The following is a 19,827-nucleotide window of genomic DNA, read 5'->3' as shown; positions in this document are numbered from 1 at the left end:
TCCGGCCCGTTGAACCTGCGATCATTAAGACCGGACAGGCCGCGCGGATTCAACCGTTACGAGAGTTTTCCGCTCGCCACCGGATAGACCCGGTCCTGGCCGATCATCCACGCATGAAACGATTCCGTGAACAGGGACCCGTACGCCCGGTCGAGCACATCGAGGCCGCCCGTATAGGCGCCAAAGGACGGCAGGATCAGCCGCCGGCCGTCGGTAGCGAAGCAACGCCGCCGCAGCCCCCGGCCGCGCACCACCACCCTGGCCGCGGGATGCAGATGGCCCGCCACCTCCCCCGGCTGTGTGCCTGGCTGCGGCAGATGCCGGAACAGCAACGGACCGCAGGCCAGCGAGGCGGCGCACCAGCCGCCCAGACCCTCCGGCGGCTGGGGATCGTGGTTGCCCTCGATCCAGTACCATTCGTGTCCGGCGGTCAGCGCGCGGATACGGGCCACGTCCCCCGCCGACAGCCTGCCCGCCGCGCCCAGATCGTGGAAACTGTCGCCAAGGGCGATGACCGTTCTGGGCCGGTAATAGGCGCAGGCCGCCTCCAGCCGTTGCAAGGTCTCGCGCGTGTCATAGGGCGGCAACAGCACGCCGCGCCGCGCCGCGAAGGACGAGCCCTTTTCGAAGTGCAGGTCGGCGACAGCCAGCAACCGCTCCTCCGGCCACCACGCCGCGCCCGAGCGGTCGAATACCAGCGCGGCGCCGTTCACCGAGGCCATCGCCGTTTCGTTCGGGGCCGCGTCAGCCATTCAGTATCTCCATGAACTCATCGGCCACCTCGGACAGCAGGTCCTCGTTCGCCTCGCCGGCGATCGACTCCTTGCCGATCTCCATCATCAACGGCACGGCCAGCGGCGAAATCTGCGCCAGCCTGCGGTGCAGGATGCGCCCCGCAGGCCGTATCCGCTCGAGCAGCCGGCGCATGCGCGCCAGGTCCAGCAGGCCGGACGAGACGTCCTCGCGGGTCGCCTGCAACAGGATATGGTCAGGCTCGTGCCGCCCCAGTACATCGTAGATCAGGTCCGAATTGACCATCATCTGGCGGCCGCTTTTCTCATGGCCCGGATAGCGCCGGTCGATCAGGCCGGCAATGGTGGCGCAGGTGCGGAAGGTGCGCTTCAGCAGGTTGGACTCGGCCATCCACGCATCGAGCCCGTCGCCCACGCCTTCGTCCGAGAACAGCGCGCCCATGTCGACCGTAGACATATCGCCCAGGGACCAGACCGCCAGCGCGTAATCGTTGGCCATGAAGCCCATGGGCCGCAACCGCATCTTTTCCAGCCGCTGGGTCAGCAGCATGCCGAGGGTCTGGTGGGCGAGGCGTCCCTCGAACGGATAGCACGCCATGTAGTGACGAGAGCCGCGGGGGAACGTCTCGACCAGCATCTGATCGGCGCCGGGGATCGACGATTTGGCGCGCTGGAGATCGAGCCACCAGTTCACCTGCCCGGGCAGGAAGCGCCACTGCGACGGATCGGCCAGCAGGGCGCGCACCCGTTCGGCGAGAAAGGTCGACAGCGGGAATTTGCCGCCCTGGTACGACGGCACCATCGGCTCCTTCTCCTCGGTCTTCGAGGCATAGGCCTCGTTCTCGGCCAGGCCCTCGAAGCGCCAGACCTGGCCGGCGAACAGGAAGGTGTCGCCGGGTCGAAGCTGCTCGATGAACCATTCCTCGACCTCGCCGATATGGAACCCGGCGCGGCCGACAGGCTTTCCCGCCACATGGGTCACCGCCGGCGCGGCGCCGGCCTTGCGCCCTCGCCCGCCGCGCCGGATCGAGCGCAGCTTGATCATCGGCGCCTCGACGATGGTGCCCACATTCAGCCGGTATTGCTGCGCCGCCTTGCGCGAGGCGATGGTGAAGCGCCCGTCCTGCAGCCGCTCCAGCTTGTGATATTGCTCGTAGCGCTGGAGCGCATAGCCGCCGGTTGCCGCGAAATCGACGACCCGCTCGACGGTTTCGCGGTCCAGATGGGCATAGGGCGCGGCGGCGGTGACCTCTTCGTAGAGCGTCGCCATGTCGAACGGCTCGGCGCAGCCGCGGCCGACCAGGTGCTGGGCCAGCACGTCGAGGCCGCCGGGACGCGGCAGGTCGCCGTCCTGGATGCCGTCCATGATCGCCTGCTTGGCCGCCACGCATTCCAGCACCTCGAACCGGTTGGTGGGCACGAACAGCGCCTGCGACGGCTCGTCCAGCCGGTGGTTGGATCGGCCGATCCGCTGCATCATCCGCGACGAGCCTTTCGGCGCACCGAGCTGGATCACCAGATCGATCGCACCCCAGTCGACGCCAAGCTCCAGCGTCGAGGTGCAGACCACCGCGCGCAGCTTGCCCAGGGTCATGGCCTGTTCGACCCGGCGGCGCTGCTCGACCGACAGCGAGCCGTGATGCAGCGCGATGGGCAGGTTCTCGTCATTCAGCTGCCACAGCGCCTGGAAGCTGGCCTCGGCCTGCGAGCGCGTGTTCACGAACAGCAGCGCCGAGCGCACCGCCTTGATCGCCGCCATGATGTCCGCCATGGCGTAGGCGCCGCGGTGGCCGGCCCACGGAATCCGCTCGCGGGTGCGCAGGATGGCCACGTCGGGCGGCGCACCCGGATCGGCCACCACCAGTTCGGCCATGCGGGCCTGCCCGGCGACTTGAGGCACCAGATAGCGCCGCAGGCGGTCCGGATCGGCGACGGTGGCCGACAGGCCCACGCGCCGCGCCCCCGGCGCGATGCGCGCCAGCCGGCCAAGACCCAGCGCCAGCAGGTCGCCGCGCTTGGTGTTCTCGATGGCGTGCAGCTCGTCGAGCACGATGGTGCGCAGGCCGCCGAACAGGTCGCCCGCGTCCTTGTGCGACAACAGCAGGGCGAGCTGTTCCGGCGTGGTCAGCAGGATGTCCGGCGGATCGCGGCGCTGGCGCGCGCGCTTCTCGGTGGGCGTGTCGCCGGTGCGTGTTTCGATCCGCGCGCCCAGTTTCATTTCCGCCGACGGCGTCTCCAGGTTGCGGGCGATATCGACGGCCAGCGCCTTGAGCGGCGAGATGTAGAGCGTGTGCAGGCCCCGTCTTCGCTCGGCTGGCGGACCCTGCATCTCGTGGTAGAGCTCGATCAGCGGCGGCAGGAAGCCGGCCAGCGTCTTGCCCGCGCCGGTCGGCGCGACCAGCAGCGCCGAGCGGCCCGCCTGGGCCAGATCGAGCAATTCCTGCTGGTGCCGCCGGATCGCCCAGCCGCGCGCGCCGAACCAGTCCCGGAAGACGGGCGGCAGGGATACCGGGAGCGGGTGCGACGAATCCATGGCCTAATCTAGCGGAATGGAACAGAATGGGAACAGGAGGTTTATGCCCATCCCTTGAAACGAAACCGCGGTGCCTGATGTTCTTGTCTCCATGACTGCCTTCACCGACATCGTCTGCCCGACGCCGAAGGGCCTCTACTGCCCGCCGGGAGATTTCTACATCGACCCGACGCGTGCCTCGCCCCGGGCGGTGGTGACGCATGGCCACTCCGACCATGCCCGCGCCGGTCACGGCTCTGTCCTGGCGACCAGGGAAACGCTGGCGATCATGGGCTCGCGCTATGGCGCCGACTTCACGCCGTCGCAGCAGGTTGCCCGGTATGGCGAAAAACACCGGATCGGCGACGCCACGGTCTGGCTGGTACCGGCCGGGCATGTGCTGGGCAGCGCCCAGGCGGTGATCGAGGCGCATGGACGGCGCATTGTCGTGTCCGGCGACTACAAAAGGCGGCCCGATCCGACCTGTGCGCCGTTCGAGCCGGTGCCGTGCGACGTTTTCATCACCGAGGCGACCTTCGGCCTGCCGGTCTTCCGCCATCCCGATGCCGCGCGGGAGGTGGACAAGGTCCTCCACATGCTGGACGTGTTCCCCGAACGCTGCGTGCTGGTCGGCGCCTATGCGCTGGGCAAGGCGCAGCGGATCATCGCGCTGCTGCGCCAGGCGGGTCACGGCGCGCCGGTCTATATCCACGGCGCGATGGAGAAGCTCTGCGCGCTCTATGGGGAACTGGGCGTGGACCTGGGCGATCTGCGCCTCGCCAAGGACGCCACACGGGACGAGATGATGGGCCGGGTGATCGTCGCGCCGCCCTCGGCGCTGGGCGACCGCTGGAGCCGGCGGCTGCCCGAGCCGATTGGCGCCTTCGCCAGCGGCTGGATGCGGGTGCGCGCCCGGGCGCGCCAGGGCGGCATCGAGCTGCCGCTGGTGATCTCCGACCACGCGGATTGGGACGAGCTGACCGGCACCTTGCACGAGCTGTCGCCGCAGGAGGTCTGGGTGACGCACGGCCGCGAGGAACCGCTGGTGCACTGGGCCGGCCTGAACGGCCTGAAGGCCAGGCCGCTGCACCTGGCAGGCTATGACGATGAAGACGGCGAGGCGCCGGCGAACGAGGCCGCGACAGCCACGGACTCCGCCGGATGAACCGGTTCGCCGAGCTGCTCGACCGGCTGTCCTACACGCCCGGCCGCAACGACAAGCTGGCGCTGATGGTCGATTATTTCCGGCACGTGCCAGATCCGGACCGGGGCTATGCGCTGGCCGCCATGACCGGCACGCTCGACTTCAAGCACGCCAAGCCGGCCATGATCCGCGGCCTGATCGAGGAACGCACCGACCCGGCCCTGTTCCGCTGGTCCCGCGACTATGTGGGCGACACCGCCGAGACCATCGCGCTGATGTGGCCGGCACGCCGCGGCGTCAACCGGGTGCCCGATCTGTCCGAGATCGTCGAGGAACTGGACCGCACCTCCAAGCTGGACATGCCGGGGCGCATCGCCGGCTGGCTCGACGCGCTCGACGAGACCGGGCGCTGGGCGCTGCTGAAGCTGATCACCGGCGCCATGCGGATCGGCGTCTCGGCCCGCCTCGCCAAGCAGGCGCTGGCCCAGTACGGCAACCTCGACATCGCCGAGGTGGAAGAAGTCTGGCACGGACTGGAGCCGCCCTATCTCGACCTGTTCGCCTGGGCGGATGGCGCGGCGGAACGACCGGAACATGGCGCGCTGGCGCCGTTCCGGCCGGTGATGCTGTCCCATCCGGTCGAGGAGGCGAATTTCGCCCGGATGGACCCGGCCGACTACCGGGCCGAATGGAAATGGGATGGCATCAGGGTACAGGCTGTGTCGGAAGGCGGCGTGAAGCGGCTCTACAGCCGTACCGGCGAGGATATTTCCGGCGCGTTCCCCGACCTGATCGAGGCCATGCACTTCGAGGCCGCCATCGACGGTGAGTTGCTGGTGATCCGCGACGGCGCGGTCGCGCCCTTCTCCGACCTGCAGCAGCGGCTCAACCGCAAGACCGTCAGCAAAAAGCAGCTCTCCGGTTTTCCCGCCGGCCTGCGTGTCTACGACCTGCTGGTCGAGGATGGCGAAGATCTGCGCCCGCTGCCCTTCGACGAACGCCGCGCGCGGCTGGAGATTTGGGCCGCGCGGCAGGGCGAGGCGCGCATCGGCCTGTCGCCGTTGATACCCTTCGCCGCATTCGAAGACCTCGCCGGCCTGCGCGGCCATACCGAGGCCGAGAGCATCGAGGGCGTCATGCTCAAGCGGGGCGACAGCCCGTATCTCGCCGGGCGGCCGAAAGGATATTGGTGGAAATGGAAGCGCGACCCGTACCTGGTGGATGCCGTGTTGCTCTACGCCCAGCGCGGCAGCGGCCGCCGTTCATCGTTCTATTCCGACTTCACCTTCGGCGTCTGGAAGGACGGCGCGCTGGTGCCCGTGGGCAAGGCCTATTTCGGCTTCACCGATGACGAGCTGAAGCAGCTCGACAGGTTCGTGCGCGCCAACACCATCAACAGTTTCGGTCCGGTCCGCGAGGTGACCCACGAACCCGACAAGGGCCTCGTGCTGGAAGTGGCCTTCGAGGGATTGCAGCGTTCGAGCCGGCACAAGTCAGGCGTCGCCATGCGGTTTCCGAGGATCAACCGGATCCGGTGGGACAAGCCGCCCAGGGAAGCGGACGAACTGGCGCTGCTGGAGAAAATGCTGATCTAGCGCCGATTATCTGTCCGGCGCGGGCGCGTCTCCGGCCGGCGGACACTCCCCCTCGAAATCCACGTTCTTGCCGGCCGCCGCGGCATCGCACGAATTGCCGTAGGTCTTGCCGTCGCAGCCGCATTGGGGCCGGTATTCCCTGGTGCACATCTGCGGCTTCGCCACGCAAACACCGGTCTTCTTCTCGATGCCGCAGCTGCCGCCGTCGAACTTGCAGTACTGGCCATCAGGGCAGGCGAAGCCGGCCACGGTATCGCAGATCACCGCGTTGCCATCACCCTGGCCGATGGCCGAGGAGGCCGCCGGAATGGTGACCGACGAGGGTTTGCCCAGCGCGTCCTCGGGATCGCCTGGCCCCGCTCCCTTGTCCGAGGCACAGGCAGCGAGCGACAGCGCGGCGATGGCGAACGCAAGGGTCAGAAGTGGCTTCATCGTTGGTCTCCGTTGGGCCGCGCCACCATAGCGTTGTTCCACCGCGCGGGCCAAGGGCGGTTGACGTGCGCCCGCACAAGGGGCATAGGGCATTCAGGCCTGAATGTTGACAGGCGCGCAGGTGGGGCCGGCTTTTGTTGACTGAAGACGACGACTATCCGTCCATTGAGGACTTCGAGGAGATCGCGCGGGAGGTCTTTGCGCGCCTGCCCGCCCATTTCCGCACCCACTGCGAAGGCGTCGCCATCCGCGTCGAGGATTTCCCCGACGACGAGGTCTGCGAGGACATGGAGCTGGAAAGCCCCTGGGACCTGCTGGGCCTCTATGAAGGCGTCAACATGCTGGACAAGGTCTCCGGCGTGATCGACGGCGTGCCGGACGTGATTTTCCTCTACCGGGAGCCGATCCTGGACTATTGGGAGGAAGAAGAACGGAGCGAGTCCATCCGCCACATCATCGCCCATGTACTGATCCACGAGATCGGCCACCATTTCGGTTTCTCCGATGAAGACATGGAACGCATCGAGGAAACCGCCAGCGTGAGCGCGGAATAATGCACGCCGTATGTCGAAATAAGCCTCTCGACGTTGCGGGCGCGAAATGGCACTGATGCAGCCATGAACAAGCGGATGATCATCATGCTTGCGGCCGTTTTCGTCGTTCTCGGCGGCGTTTTCGGCTGGAAGGCCTTCGTGAGCATGAAGACAGCGGAATACATGGCGACGATGAAGCCGCCGCCGGCCGTCGTGTCGTCGGCGGTCGTCACCCGGCAGGTCTGGCGGTCCGAGCTGACATCCGTCGGCACCCTGCGCGCAGTCCAGAGCGTCGACCTTGCCACCGAAGTGGCCGGCACCGTGCGCCAGATCCTGTTCGAATCCGGCACCGAAGTCGCCAAGGGAGCGCCGCTGGTGCGGCTCGACACCACCGCCGAGGAAGCCCGCCTGAAATCGCTGCAGGCGGAAGTGGCGCTGGCCCGGAGCAATTTCGAGCGTGACACCAAGCTGATCAATCAGGGCCACGTATCGCAGGCCCGGCTCGATGCGACCAAGAGCAGCCTGGACAGCCTGTTGGCGCAGGCCGACGAGCAGCGGGCGATGATCGCCAAGAAGGTGATCGCGGCGCCGTTCCCCGGCCGCCTCGGCATCCGCAAGGTCAGTCTGGGCCAATATGTGCAGGCCGGCACGCCCATGGTCGACCTGCAGCAGCTTGACCCCATCTACGCCGACTTCACCCTGCCCGAGCGCTATATCGATGCGCTGGGTCCCGGTCAGACCGTCAGCTTCAGCGTCGCCGCCTTCCCGGGCAAGACCTTCACCGGCAAGGTCACGGCGGTCAGCCCGCGGGTCGACAGCGCCACCCGCAGCATCGCGATGCAGGCAACCGTCGAGAACGCCGACAGGGCGCTGAGGCCGGGCATGTTCGCCCAGATGATCGTGGGCCTGCCGTCCGAGCGCAGCGTGCTGACCCTGCCGCTGTCGGCGGTGACCTATAATCCCTACGGCAATTCGGTCTTCGCGATCGCCGAAAAGGGCGGCGAGCGCACCGCCGTGGCCACGCCGGTACAGACGGGCGAGACCCGCGGCGGTATGATCGAGATCACGGGCGGGCTCAAAGAGGGCGACCAGGTCGTGTCTGTCGGACAGAACAAGCTGCGCAGCGGCCAGACCGTGGCCGTTGACAATCGGGTGGCGCCGCCGCAGGCGGTGGACCTGCCGTGAGATTCACGGACATATTCGTCCGCCGGCCCGTGCTGGCGAGCGTGATCAGCCTGCTGATCCTGCTGATCGGCCTGCGCTCCATCTTCATGATGGAATTGCGCGAATATCCCGAGACCAAGTCCACCGTCGTCTCGATCCGCACGGCCTATCCCGGCGCCAGCGCCGAATCCATCCAGGGCTACGTGACGACGCCGCTGCAGCAGGCCGTCGCTGAAGCCGAGGGCATCGACTACATAGCCTCGACCAGCACGCAGGGCACCTCGGTGATCGAGGCCCATATGCGGCTCAACTACGACCCCAATGCCGCCGTGGCGGAGATCCAGGCCAAGGTGGGCAGCCAGCGCAGCCAGCTGCCGCAGGACGCCCAGGACCCGGTAATCAGTGCAACCACCGGCGAGAACATGGCGCTGGTCTATGTGGCGTTCTTCAGCGACGCCATGTCGCCGTCGCAGATCAACGATTATCTGATGCGCACCGTCCAGCCGCGCATCCAGGCCATTCCGGGCGTCGCCAAGGCGACTTTGATGGGCGACAAGACCTTCGCGCTGCGGGTCTGGCTCGACCCCAAGCGGCTGGCGTCACTGGGCATGACCGCCGATGACGTGGCGTCGGCGCTGCGGGCCAACAACTACCTGGCCGCCGTGGGACAGACCAAGGGCGCCTCGGTGTCCATCGACATGAGCGCCGAGACCGACATCCAGGATCCCGAGGCGTTCCGCAACATGGTGATCCGCCGCGACCAGGACACGCTGGTCAGGTTGCGCGACGTGGCCGACGTGGAACTGGGCGCGCGCAATTACGAGATGACCACCTGGTACAACGGCAAGACCACCATGTTCCTCGCCGTCGAGCAGACGCCGGGCGCCAACCCGCTGACCGTGTCCAAGGAGGTGCTGGGACTGCTGCCGGACATCGAGTCGCAGCTGCCCACAGGCCTGAATATGGATCTGGCCGTCGACTTCAGCGAATATATCAGCGAGTCCATCGCCGAGGTGTTCTGGACCCTGGGCGAGACCGTGGTGATCGTGCTGCTGGTGGTGCTGATCTCGCTGGGATCGCTGCGCGCCGCGGTGATCCCCAGCGTGGTGGTGCCGCTGGCGCTGGTCGGCTGCTGCTTCATGATGCTGGTGATGGGTTTCTCTATCAACCTGCTGACCCTGCTGGCCATGCTGCTGGCCATCGGCCTCGTCGTCGACGATGCCATCGTGGTCGTCGAGAACGTGGACCGGCACATCTTCGAGGGACAGACGCCGTTCCAGGCCGCCATCAACAGCGGCCGCGAACTCGTGGTGCCCATCATTTCCATGACCACGACCCTGGTCGCCGTCTATGTGCCGATCGGCTTCATGGGCGGCCTCGTGGGCAATCTGTTCGTTGAATTCGCCTTCGCGCTGGCGGGCTCGGTGCTGATCTCGGGCGTCATCGCGCTGACCCTGTCGCCCATGCTGTCCTCGCGTATCCTGAAGCCGGCGACCGGGCACGGCCGCATGGAAGCGGCGGTGCAGCACTTCTTCCAGCGTCTCGCCGACCGCTACCAGACGCTGCTGTCGAGCGTGCTGGATCACCTGGCGGTGACGATGACCTTCGCCGTCATCGTCCTGGCCAGCATCTATTTCATGTTCGTGACCACCAAGACCGAGCTGGCCCCGACCGAGGACCAGGGCATCCTGTTCGTGCAGATGGCCGCGCCGCAGACCGCGACTATCGATTACGTGCAGACCTATGCCAAGGAGATGGTGAAGCAGTTCGAGACGATCCCCGAATACAAGCACAGCTTCCTGATGCTGGGCGGCAGCGGCAGCCCCAGCCTGAGCTTCGGCGGGTTCAAGATGCTGCCATCGACCGAGCGCGAACGCTCGGTGTTCGACGTCTATCCGGAAATCCAGGGCAAGGTGTCGAAAATTCCCGGCGTGCAGATAAACATGGCGCCGCGGCCGAGCCTGCCGGGCAGCGGCGGCGGGTTTCCGGTCCAGTTCGTTCTCACCTCGGCCCACGACTTTACCGAGATGGACCAGATGGCCACGGAGATTCTGGGCGACGCCATGGCCTCCGGAAAATTCATGTTCCTGCGCAAGTCCACCGAGTTCAGCCGGCCGCGCACCACGCTGGAAATCGACCGCGACCGGGCGGCCCAGCTGGGCATCGACATGAAAGAGGTCGGCGCCAATCTGTCGGCCATGCTGGGCGGCGGCTACGTCAACCGGTTCAGCCTGGGCGGCCGATCCTATGAGGTGATCCCCCAGGTATCGCGTGATTTCCGGGCCAATCACGAGCTGCTCGATTCCTATTACATCCGCGCCGGCAGCGGCCAGCTGGTGCCGTTATCGTCCATCGTCCGGTTCAAGGAATCGGTCGAGCCCAGCAAGCGCACCCAGTTCCAGCAGCTCAATGCAGTGACCCTGGAAGGCGTGCCCGCCATGGGCACCACCCTTGGCGAGGCGCTCGAGACGCTGCGCGGCATCGCCGACACGCGTTTCAGCGCGGGTTATCATTACGACTATACCGGCCAGTCGCGGCAATATGCCCAGGAAGGCAATGCGCTGATCGCTACCTTCTTCCTGTCGATCCTGGTGATTTATCTGGTGCTCGCGGCCCAGTTCGAAAGCTGGCGCGATCCGATCATCATCCTGGTGTCGGTGCCCATGTCCATTGCCGGCGCGCTGATCTTCCTGACCCTGGGCGCGGCCACCATCAACATCTACACCCAGGTGGGGCTGATCACGCTGATCGGCCTGATCGCCAAGAACGGCATCCTGATCGTCGACTTCGCCAACAACCTGCAGATCAAGGAAGGCCTGGACAAGCGCGCCGCCGTGCTCAAGGCGGCCGGCGTGCGCCTGCGGCCGATCCTGATGACCACGGTCGCCATGATCTTCGCCATGGTGCCGCTGCTGCTGGCCGACGGTCCGGGCGCCGAAAGCCGCTTCGACATTGGTCTCGTCATCAGCACAGGCCTTGGCATCGGCACCCTGTTCACGCTTTTCGTGGTGCCGACGGTATATGTCGTCCTGGCGCGCGACCAGCGCGACCGCGCCCGCGCGGCACAGCCTCATCCCGCCACGCCCTGAGCACCGGAACCCAACGGTCGCAGCCGCGTTGCCGTGAAAGTCGTTACCAGCGCCGTCCCGCGTTGATAAGCTATGACAGAAACAACGGAATTTCTTTCGCGGCAACGGAGTGACGCACAGACGTGCAGTCGAGCAAACCCTGGAAAGCCGAAAGCAAGCCGCCATCCTGGATCAGGCGGCGCGCGGCATCGGCAAAGCGGCACTGGCTGACACTGACCGGGCCGGCGCCGCTGCGCTGGCTGCCGGAAGGCGTCCGGCGGCGGGCGCTGGTGTTGCGGGTGCTGCGCGCAAGCTGGCGCGATCTGGTGCACGGCCATCTCAGCCTGCAGGCCATGAGTCTGGTCTACACCACGCTGCTGTCGCTGGTGCCGCTGCTCGCGGTGAGCTTCTCCGTGCTGAAGGGCTTCGGTGTCCACAACCAGGTGCAGCCGCTGCTCTACAACGTGCTGCGGCCGCTGGGATGGGAAAAGGCCCACGAACTGGCCGACCAGATCATCGGCTTCGTCGACAACGTCAAGGTCGGCCTGCTTGGCGGCGTCGGCCTGCTGATGCTGATCTACACGGTTCTGCTGCTGATGCAGAAGATCGAGGACGCGCTCAACTATACCTGGCACATCAAGCGAGGCCGGAGCCTGCGCCAGACCTTCGCCGTCTATCTGAGCGTGCTGCTGATCGGGCCGTTGCTGGTGTTCGGGGCCATCAGCGTGATCTCGGCGCTTGCCTCCGACAGCCTGATCGAGTGGGTGACGCATCAGTCCGGCATGGAGACGGTGATCGCCTGGGGCGGCCAGTTCGTGCCCTATGTGATCCTGGTGGTCGCCTTCACCTTCATCTACATGATGGTCCCGAACACCGGGGTCCGGTTCAAGCCGGCCCTGATCGGCGCGGCGATCTCGGCGGCGCTGTGGGAGCTGTGGGGCTGGATGTTCGCGGCGTTCCTTGCCAACTCGGCGGGCTATGCCATCTACGCCGCCTTCGCCACCTTGTTCATCTTCATGTTCTGGCTCTACGGCAGCTGGCTCATCCTGCTCCTGGGCTCGTCCATCGCCTGCTACATCCAGCATCCGCAATACGCCACCGTCGAGCCCGACGCGCTCAAGCTCAGCGCCCGCGCCCGCGAGATCATCGCCATCGCGGTGATGCGCGAGATCGCCAACCATTTCAAGACGGGCGCGCCCGGTTGGACCGTGGCCGCCCTCGCCAAGCGCATCGACGCGCCGGACCCGGCCGTGGAATGGACCGTGTGCGCACTGCTCGAAGGCGGACTGCTGTTCGAGAGCGGCGAGAAGCCGACGCGGCTGATGCTGGCCAAGGATCCGTCGGTCGTCACCCTGGCGGAAATGGTGGCGGTGCTGCGCGACGCCGATTCGACGGGCCGGCCGTCGCGGCTCAAACCACCCGAGGACCCTCAGGCCAATGGTCTGATCGAGGAGTCCGAACGGGCGCGCGACGTCGTTCTGCGTGGCAGGACCATCCGGTCGCTGATCGACGCGCCGGATACGCCGCCTCCCGGCGATGCGCCGCCCGCCCCCTGAGCGGCGATTGACACGGCGGCGGACCCGCCGCCTAATGCCCGCCAATTCCAGCCTTCGAGGAGCAGCACCATGAAAAGCCAGGCGATCACCGCGTTCGGCCAGCCTCTTGAGGAAGTCACCGGCGAGACTCCCCTGCCGCAGGGCGCCGAGGTGGTTCTCAAGGTCACCCATTGCGGCGTCTGCCATTCCGACGTGCACATCCACGATGGCCACTTCGACATGGGCGGCGGTAACAAACTGGACATGACCCGCGGCATCCAGTTGCCGTTCACTCTGGGCCACGAGATCGAGGGCGTCGTCGTCGCCGTCGGGCCCGACGCGAAGACGGCGAAGGTGGGCGATCGGCGCGTTGCGTTTCCATGGATCGGCTGCGGCAATTGCCCGATCTGCGCCCGCGGCGACGAACATCTGTGCAACGCGCCGCGCCAATTGGGCGTCAATATCGCCGGCGGCTATGCCGACCACGTGCTGGTGCCGGACGAGAAATACCTGCTCGACTACGCCGGGATCCCCGAAGGCCTCGCCGCCACCTATATGTGCTCGGGCCTGACCGCATTCTCCGCCCTGAAGAAAATCGACCAGCCCGGGCCGGATGACGCGATCCTGATCGTCGGCGTCGGCGGCGTGGGCATGATGGGGGTGCAGTTCGCCAAGGCCCTGTTCGGCAAGGCGCCGCTGGTCGCCGATATCAGCGCCGACCGCATGGCCGCAGCCCAGAAGGCGGGCGCCGGCGCGGCCTATGACGCCGCCGACGCCAAGATCGTCCGCCAGATCAAGACCGATACCGGCGGCGGCGTGTTCGCGGCCATCGATTTCGTCGGATCGGAAAGCTCGTTCGCGCTGGCCCGCAACAGCCTTCGCAAGGGCGGCACCGCCGTGGTCGTCGGCCTGTTCGGCGGCGCGTTCAGCATGCCGATCCCCATGTTTCCGTTCACCTCCATGCAGCTCAAGGGCTCGTTCGTCGGCTCGCTGGCCGAGACGAAGGAGATGCTGGACATGGTCAAGCGCGGCGCAGTCGATCCGATCCCGGTTGCCGAGCGGCCGCTGGACCAGGCCAGCGCCACCCTGGACGACCTGCGCAACGGCAGGATCACCGGCCGCGTGGTACTGCGTCCCTGACAGGCCGCCCCGAGCAGCACCGCGTCGGCGCTCGCCGCGACAGGAATCGCCGTTCCCGTCGCCGCAGCGGGCGGCCGGGAACGGCGCGTCGGGGAGAACTCAACGAAAGGGTGCGAGGAGCGCGAAATAGGCACCCTGCGGATCGACGGCATTGACGATCCAGTTGCCGCCCGGCACCTGGTGCGGCCCCATCAGCACCTTGCCGCCGCCCCGTTTCACCCGGTTAACGGCTGAATCCATGGCCGGGACGTTGAAGTAGAACTGCCAGCACGGCGTGGTCACCTGTTCGGGCTTGTTCATGATGGCGCCGATGGCAAGACCCGTATCGTCCATGGAACACAGCCGGTACTTGCCCATGGCGCCCATGTCCATGGCGTCCACCTGTTTCCAGCCGAACAGGCCGGCATAGAAATCCGCTGCCTTCTCGCCGTCGGCCGCATACAACTCGCGCCAGCCCACATTGCCCGCCGTCTCGTTGCCCAGCGGTGGCATCTCGCCGGTGGTGGAGGGCTGCAGCATCATGAACATGGCGCCGCCCGGATCGGCGAGCACGGCGAAGCGGCCCACCTGGGGAATCTCGGCCGGCGGAACGTGGACGGCGCCGCCGCCATCCTTTAACCGCTGCACATCGGCGTCAATATCGGCCGAGTGGATGTAGCCCACCCAGCAGGGCGGCTGGGTCTTCGCGTCGGGCGGAAGCACCATGACGCCGCCGATACCACGCTCGGCCACATTCAGGACCGTGTAGTCGCGGTCCCCGCCAATTCCCTGCGGAGTCCAGCCGACTACGTCGGCATAGAATGCAGTGGCCGCCTTGGGGTCGGATGTCATCAATTCGTACCAGAAGAAGGGTTGGGTCACGGTCGGTCTCCGTTCAGGCGCTGGCGGCAGCGCGTTCGATCTCAGCAATGTCGATCTTGATCTGGCCGAGCATGGCTTCGGTGGCGCGGCGGGCGCTGTCACCATCCGCGTCAATCGTCAGCTCGACCAGACGCCGGGGCATGATCTGCCAAGACAGGCCCCAGCGGTCGGTAAGCCAGCCGCACTGCACCGGCGTCCCGCCGCCATCGAGAAAGGCATGCCACAGCCGATCGGTTTCGGCCTGGTCCTCGGTGAGGACAATGATCGAGGCGGCGGCAGAATGCTTGAATACCGGGCCACCGTTGAGCGCCTGGTAGCGCTGGCCGTCGAGGGTGAAGTCGACGATCATGGTGTCGCCCGTCTTGCCGCCGGGCGTGTCCGCCTTGTAGGGCGTCACCTTGTCGATCCGCGAGTTGGGCAGCAGCGAGGTGTAGAACCGCGCCGCCGCCTCGCCGTCCCTGTCGAACCACAGGCAGGTGGAAATCCTGGACATCACTTTTCCCCCGCTTCGACGATCACCTCGAAACCGGCGAAAATCATGCGCTGGGGATTGAACGGCATCACGTCGGGCATCTTCATGCGTGGATCGGCCATTACCTTCCGGTTGCCCTCGTCGCGGGCCTCCTTCGACGGCCAGGTGATCCAGGAAAACACCACGTTCTCGCCAGGCTCGGCTTTCACGGCGCCATGAAAGTCGGTTACCTTGCCTTCCGGCACGTCGTTGCCCCAGCACTCGACAACGTGCGTGGCGCCGGCTTCACGGAACAGCACGGCGGCCTCCTCGGCCATCTTGCGGTATGCATCCTTCTGATCTTCCGGCACGGGAATAACGAATCCGTCAACATAACTCATCGGGTCTCTCCTCGGGTTGTGCGGCCTGGCCGCGGTTCCTCTGGCCTCGATTGCGTGCCGTCCCTCAGGCAAACGTCACTTGCGACGGCGCCGCCTGCTGTCGGCGGGCAACGGAGACCCTGATGAGGATCATGCTGGGCATGCGACTCGGTCCCCGTTGCGGCTTGACAGCTTTACCATTATAGTTATAAAAAACAACTATGAAGTTAACAAAAACTACGGCCGGCCTTTCGTTACCCGGCCGAAGCTATGACGACGCCTGCGGCGCCGCACACGGTCTCGACCTTATCGGCGAGCGCTGGGCCATTCTGGTGATGCGCGAGTTGATGCTGGGACCGCTGCGCTTCAGCGATCTGCGGGCAGCCTTGCCGGGAATCTCGGCCAATGTTCTCACGCAGCGGCTGCAGGGTCTCGAAGGGATCGGGGCGCTGGTGCGTCGCAAGCTGGCACCGCCAGCCGCCTCACAGGTCTACGAACTGACGCCGTGGGGATACGAAGCCGAGCCGATCATGCAGGCGCTGGGCCGCTGGGCCACGCGCTCGCCCTTGCATGATCCCATGCTGCCGCTCAGTCCGGTGTCGCTGATGCTGTCGTTCCGCACCATGTTCGCCGCCGACCTCGCCGGCGACTTCGAAGCACGGATCGGCTTCCGCCTCGACGGCGAAGACTACATGGTGCAGATCCGGAAGGGCCGCATCGATGCACAGCGCACGCCCATCGAAAGCCCCGACGTGACGTTCACCGGCACGCCGGGCGCCGTCGCGGCCGCGGTCTATGGCGGCGTGCCGATTGCGGCGCTGGAGGCGGACGGCGCGCTGCAACTCGAAGGCTACAGGACCATCGCCAACCGCTTCGTCACCCTGTTTCCGCTGCCCCCCAAGATCAGCCCGGCTGCATGACCGGCCGGCCTCCGGTCATTCTCCCGCCATGCGCTCCCGTGCGGCGGCGCGGCGGCGCCACCGGATCGCGCTTCCGCTGGCGAACCAGAAACTGAAAACCGCCAGCGTGCCCAGCAACGTCAGGACCAGTCCGGTCACCGTCATCAGGGCCGTATAGACAAGGCCGCCCACCTTGGCGGCATGGAGCGGATAGACCATATTGGATGCCTTGCTGCCGGTCGGCAGGCGCAGCGCGTCACGCACGGCCACGATCTCGCCGGTGGACGGCTCGAACCACACATTGGTGCGGCCGTTCGGCAGCCATTCGGCCGGCTGCCGCATGCGCAGGGAAATCAGCCCGCCCGGCTTTCTCGGCAGGCCGATGGTTCGGAATTCCGCATCGGGGAACCGCGCGCGGGCGGCGCCCAGCATCGCCGGCCAGTCGAGGCGCTCGGCCAACGGGCCGCCCTCGACCGTGGGCGGCGCCGTCGCCGCGCGCATCTGCGCGGCGGAAGACAGCGGGGACAGCACGAAGTCGGAGACCGGCCGCATGGTCATCATCGCCCCGGTCAAAAGCGCCAGGAACAGCAGGGGCGCCGCCAACGCGCCCATGTCCCTGTGATGCTGGACGATGGCAAGACGCGACAGCGAGCGCGGCCATGGCCGCGGGGAAAAGAGGCGCCATGTGCGCCACCACAGAACCAGCCCGGTGACGACGAACACCAGCCCCGCCAGCGCGGCCGCCCCGGCCACCGCCTCGCCCGTCTCGCCGGCCAGCAGGTGGTGATGCAGGTCGAACAGCCAGACCTCGACGCGGTCCCACTTGCTGGTCCACCGCGTGACCACCTCGCCCGCCTGGCTCGCATAGGCGCCCGCCTCGCCGCCGTAATAGAGCCGGTGCACGCCGTTCCCGGCGCTGGAGAGAACAATCGAACTGGGCCGGGTGTCGGGATCGGCCAGCAGCTGCCCGACCGACGCGGCGATGGCCGCCGTGTCGGTCACCTGGGTATCGGCGGCATGCGGCACCGTCGCCCGCACCCAGGCATCCTCGTAGATCAGCAAGGTGCCCGAGAGCCCGAGCACCGCCAGCAGCAGGCCGATGAACCCGCCGGCCCAGCGATGGGCGAGCGCCAGCGTGTCCATCAGAACCGGTAGTCCCAGGCCAGCGTGATCGTCCGGCCCCGTCCGGCAAAGAACAGGGTGTCGTCGGTCGGCCGCGTCGTGTCCGAGTAATAGGTGATGTATTGCCGGTCCAGCAGGTTCTGGATGCTGAGCGATACGCCGCCGAAGTCGGTCTCATAGCGCACCGCCGCGTCGACCAGTGTGTAGCCGTCGAAACTGTTGCGCGGGTCGCCGCCCTGGAAATCGCGGGCCAGGTAGATCTGGCCCTGCACCAACGCGCTGAACCGGCCGTCGCGGTATGACGCGGACAGGTTGACCCGGTCCGGTGAGATGTTGGCGCCGTCCAGGTCGATATCGAGAATGTCGTCGCCGTCGCTGTCGGTGCGCCCGCGCAGATGGGCATAGCCGACGGACACTTCCAGGCCCGGAACCGGTGTCCGCGCCTTCAGGTTCAGCTCCAGCCCCTTGATGGCGACGCGCTGGCGCTGGACATCGTAGACACCGCCCGCATTCAGCACTAGCAGGCTGCCGTTCTTGCTGCTCGACCAGAAATAGGTGGCGCTTGCCGTGATCGGCCCACGGTCCACCTCGATGCCCACTTCCCGGTTGTTGGAGACCACGGGATTGATGTCGAGGAAGGTGTCGATTTCGACATTTTCCTGGGTGATGCCGCGCAGGATCCGGCCCACATCGGCGACGGTATAGCCTTCGGCATAGGACACGTAGCCGCGGATGCCCTTCCAGGGCTCGTAGACAACGCCGCCATTGAGCAGCGGCTCGTCGAAGCTGGGCGACCCGCCCGAGACCTGCCGCGCGCCGTAGAATGCGAGCGTGGTGAAATCGTCCACCTTCAGCTGTACGTTCTCCCAGCGCACGCCGCCGGACAGCCGCAGCGTTTCATCGAACAGCGCCAGGTTGAGCTGGCCGAACGGCGCCAGGCTTCGAAATTCGGTCGGCGGCACCCAGGCCCGGTCGGTCAGCGCGAGAACCTGCTCGGTGCGATCGAACAACGCGTCGAATCCGATGGTGCCCCGCAGACCACCGGCAATGGTGCGTTCGTAGGTGAACTTGCCGCCATATTTGCGCGAGCGGTTGGCGGATTGGTCGAACAGCGTACCCAACGGCGCGATGGACGCATCCTGGAAGGTGCCGAAAGTACCGCCGCCAAAGACATCCTCGGAATGGTTGTAGAACAGCTGGGCGACGAAATTGCCGCCGGCCAGGTCGTCATCGATGAACGACAGGGCCACGGTCTCGACCTGATTGACCGGCGGCACGCCCGGTTGCTTGCCGCGCATGCTGGTGGCTGGAATGCCCATGGTCCGGTCGCCGGGCACGACGATGTAATCACCGTCACCCGCCAGTTCGAAGCGGTTGGCGATCAGCTCGAGACGGGCGCTGTCGTCGATCTGGAAGCCGAGCCGGCCGAACACCGACCAGCTTTCGGAATCCTGCACCTCGCCCTGGGTGCCGTCGACGCCGATGCGGTTGCCCTTGCCGTCATAAAACGCGCCCCGCGTCTCGTAGGTGCCGCCGATCGTGGCGTCGAACCGGCCGGTTTTCCAGCTTACCAGCGCGCCGGTCTTGCCGCCGAGGCCGTCGCCCGAAAAGCCGTTGTCGGCCGTACCCTGAAGCAGGATCCGGCCGGTGAAGCCGTCTTCCCGTGGCGCGCCCACCGTCACCTGGTTGACCACGCCGCCCGTCGCGCCAATGCCCTGCAAGGCATTCGAGCCGTATATCAGCTCCACCCTGTCGATGAAGAAGGGGTCGATGGTGTAGCCATCGCGTGACCCGTCGCGAATCGGGGTCGACTGCGGAATGCCGTTGATGGCGTAGAGCGGCGAACGCCCGCGCAGGGTTTCGCCCGATCCGGACAGCTTCTGCCGGGTCGGCGAGAACGAGGGCGACAGGGCCGACACCGCGTCGATGATCGAGCCGCTGATGAGCACCTGCTGCTCGAGGGTGACCGCGTCGATGACATCGATGGTCATGGGCAAGGCATTGGGCGGCAGCACCGTGCGTGTGGCGGTGACGACAACCGTGTCGCCCGCGGCATCGGGCGCCGTGTCCGCCGGACCGGCTTCCTGAGCCAGGGTCGCAGGCGCATTCAGCACCGCGCAGACGAGGGCGACGAGGGTGATGGAAGGGGCGTTGCTCAAGGTTTCGTCCAGTCGGCCTGTTGGTGGGTGCCGACTGTATTACGGTTTTTGATAACGAGTTGCAAGAGCAACAAATGCAT

The 19,827-nt window shown here is 66.5% G+C and carries 16 protein-coding genes; 8 read left to right on the top strand and 8 right to left on the bottom strand.

The window, feature by feature from the left end; translation table 11 throughout:
* Positions 1 to 56: 56 nt before the first annotated feature.
* A complete protein-coding gene (pdeM, locus tag WJU21_RS10540; RefSeq protein ID WP_346323367.1) occupies positions 57 to 752 on the bottom strand; it encodes a ligase-associated DNA damage response endonuclease PdeM in 696 nt (231 codons plus the stop codon).
* On the bottom strand, positions 745 to 3,285 hold the full coding sequence (locus tag WJU21_RS10535) for a ligase-associated DNA damage response DEXH box helicase (protein ID WP_346323366.1): 2,541 nt from the start codon (positions 3,283 to 3,285) through the stop codon (positions 745 to 747). Before WJU21_RS10535 ends, pdeM begins: the two co-directional genes overlap by 8 nt.
* A gap of 91 nt (positions 3,286 to 3,376) precedes the next feature.
* Here WJU21_RS10535 and WJU21_RS10530 point away from each other — a divergent pair, with 91 nt between their 5' ends.
* A complete protein-coding gene (locus tag WJU21_RS10530; RefSeq protein WP_346323494.1) occupies positions 3,377 to 4,429 on the top strand; it encodes a ligase-associated DNA damage response exonuclease in 1,053 nt (350 codons plus the stop codon).
* Complete coding sequence (locus tag WJU21_RS10525; protein WP_346323365.1) at positions 4,426 to 6,003, top strand: cisplatin damage response ATP-dependent DNA ligase; 1,578 nt, start codon at positions 4,426 to 4,428, stop codon at positions 6,001 to 6,003. The genes WJU21_RS10530 and WJU21_RS10525 overlap by 4 nt, the downstream gene beginning before the upstream one ends.
* A 6-nt stretch (positions 6,004 to 6,009) precedes the next feature.
* Here WJU21_RS10525 and WJU21_RS10520 read toward each other — a convergent pair whose 3' ends face one another.
* Positions 6,010 to 6,435, bottom strand: a complete 426-nt coding sequence (locus WJU21_RS10520; RefSeq protein WP_346323364.1) for a Kazal-type serine protease inhibitor family protein — start codon at positions 6,433 to 6,435, stop codon at positions 6,010 to 6,012.
* 137 nt (positions 6,436 to 6,572) lie between these two features.
* Between WJU21_RS10520 and WJU21_RS10515 the strand changes: the two genes are divergently transcribed.
* From WJU21_RS10515 to WJU21_RS10495, 5 genes are all read left to right on the top strand, one after another.
* On the top strand, positions 6,573 to 6,989 hold the full coding sequence (locus tag WJU21_RS10515; RefSeq protein ID WP_346323363.1) for a metallopeptidase family protein: 417 nt from the start codon (positions 6,573 to 6,575) through the stop codon (positions 6,987 to 6,989).
* A 63-nt stretch (positions 6,990 to 7,052) separates the two neighbouring features.
* Complete coding sequence (locus tag WJU21_RS10510) at positions 7,053 to 8,153, top strand: efflux RND transporter periplasmic adaptor subunit (protein ID WP_346323362.1); 1,101 nt, start codon at positions 7,053 to 7,055, stop codon at positions 8,151 to 8,153.
* Positions 8,150 to 11,221 carry an efflux RND transporter permease subunit gene (locus WJU21_RS10505; protein WP_346323361.1) on the top strand — a complete coding sequence of 1,024 codons (3,072 nt, stop codon included), beginning with the start codon at positions 8,150 to 8,152 and terminating at the stop codon, positions 11,219 to 11,221. The genes WJU21_RS10510 and WJU21_RS10505 overlap by 4 nt, the downstream gene beginning before the upstream one ends.
* Positions 11,222 to 11,343: 122 nt before the next feature.
* Complete coding sequence (locus WJU21_RS10500) at positions 11,344 to 12,756, top strand: YhjD/YihY/BrkB family envelope integrity protein (protein ID WP_346323360.1); 1,413 nt, start codon at positions 11,344 to 11,346, stop codon at positions 12,754 to 12,756.
* A 69-nt stretch (positions 12,757 to 12,825) separates the two neighbouring features.
* Entirely contained in the window at positions 12,826 to 13,875 is a 1,050-nt protein-coding gene (locus WJU21_RS10495) for an alcohol dehydrogenase (protein ID WP_346323359.1), read from the top strand.
* A gap of 99 nt (positions 13,876 to 13,974) precedes the next feature.
* Here WJU21_RS10495 and WJU21_RS10490 read toward each other — a convergent pair whose 3' ends face one another.
* From WJU21_RS10490 to WJU21_RS10480, 3 genes are read right to left on the bottom strand one after another with little or no spacing between them, the layout of a single operon-like run.
* Positions 13,975 to 14,706, bottom strand: a complete 732-nt coding sequence (locus WJU21_RS10490; RefSeq protein WP_346323493.1) for a VOC family protein — start codon at positions 14,704 to 14,706, stop codon at positions 13,975 to 13,977.
* A gap of 43 nt (positions 14,707 to 14,749) precedes the next feature.
* Positions 14,750 to 15,229, bottom strand: coding sequence for a VOC family protein (locus tag WJU21_RS10485; RefSeq protein ID WP_346323358.1), 480 nt, complete (start codon positions 15,227 to 15,229; stop codon positions 14,750 to 14,752).
* The gene (locus WJU21_RS10480) at positions 15,229 to 15,588 is read right to left on the bottom strand and encodes a DUF1428 domain-containing protein (RefSeq protein WP_346323357.1); all 360 of its coding nucleotides are present in this window, start codon (positions 15,586 to 15,588) and stop codon (positions 15,229 to 15,231) included. Before WJU21_RS10480 ends, WJU21_RS10485 begins: the two co-directional genes overlap by 1 nt.
* A gap of 200 nt (positions 15,589 to 15,788) precedes the next feature.
* Here WJU21_RS10480 and WJU21_RS10475 point away from each other — a divergent pair, with 200 nt between their 5' ends.
* On the top strand, positions 15,789 to 16,487 hold the full coding sequence (locus tag WJU21_RS10475) for a helix-turn-helix domain-containing protein (RefSeq protein ID WP_346323356.1): 699 nt from the start codon (positions 15,789 to 15,791) through the stop codon (positions 16,485 to 16,487).
* A 15-nt stretch (positions 16,488 to 16,502) separates the two neighbouring features.
* Here the strand turns inward: WJU21_RS10475 and WJU21_RS10470 are convergent, their stop codons facing one another.
* Positions 16,503 to 17,609 carry a PepSY-associated TM helix domain-containing protein gene (locus WJU21_RS10470; RefSeq protein WP_346323355.1) on the bottom strand — a complete coding sequence of 369 codons (1,107 nt, stop codon included), beginning with the start codon at positions 17,607 to 17,609 and terminating at the stop codon, positions 16,503 to 16,505.
* Positions 17,609 to 19,747 carry a TonB-dependent receptor gene (locus WJU21_RS10465; protein WP_346323354.1) on the bottom strand — a complete coding sequence of 713 codons (2,139 nt, stop codon included), beginning with the start codon at positions 19,745 to 19,747 and terminating at the stop codon, positions 17,609 to 17,611. Before WJU21_RS10465 ends, WJU21_RS10470 begins: the two co-directional genes overlap by 1 nt.
* Between the last annotated feature and the right edge of the window lie 80 nt (positions 19,748 to 19,827).

The organism is Emcibacter sp. SYSU 3D8, assembly GCF_039655875.1.
GTDB lineage: Bacteria > Pseudomonadota > Alphaproteobacteria > SMXS01 > SMXS01 > RI-34.
This window is presented reverse-complemented; position numbering and strand designations above follow the sequence as displayed.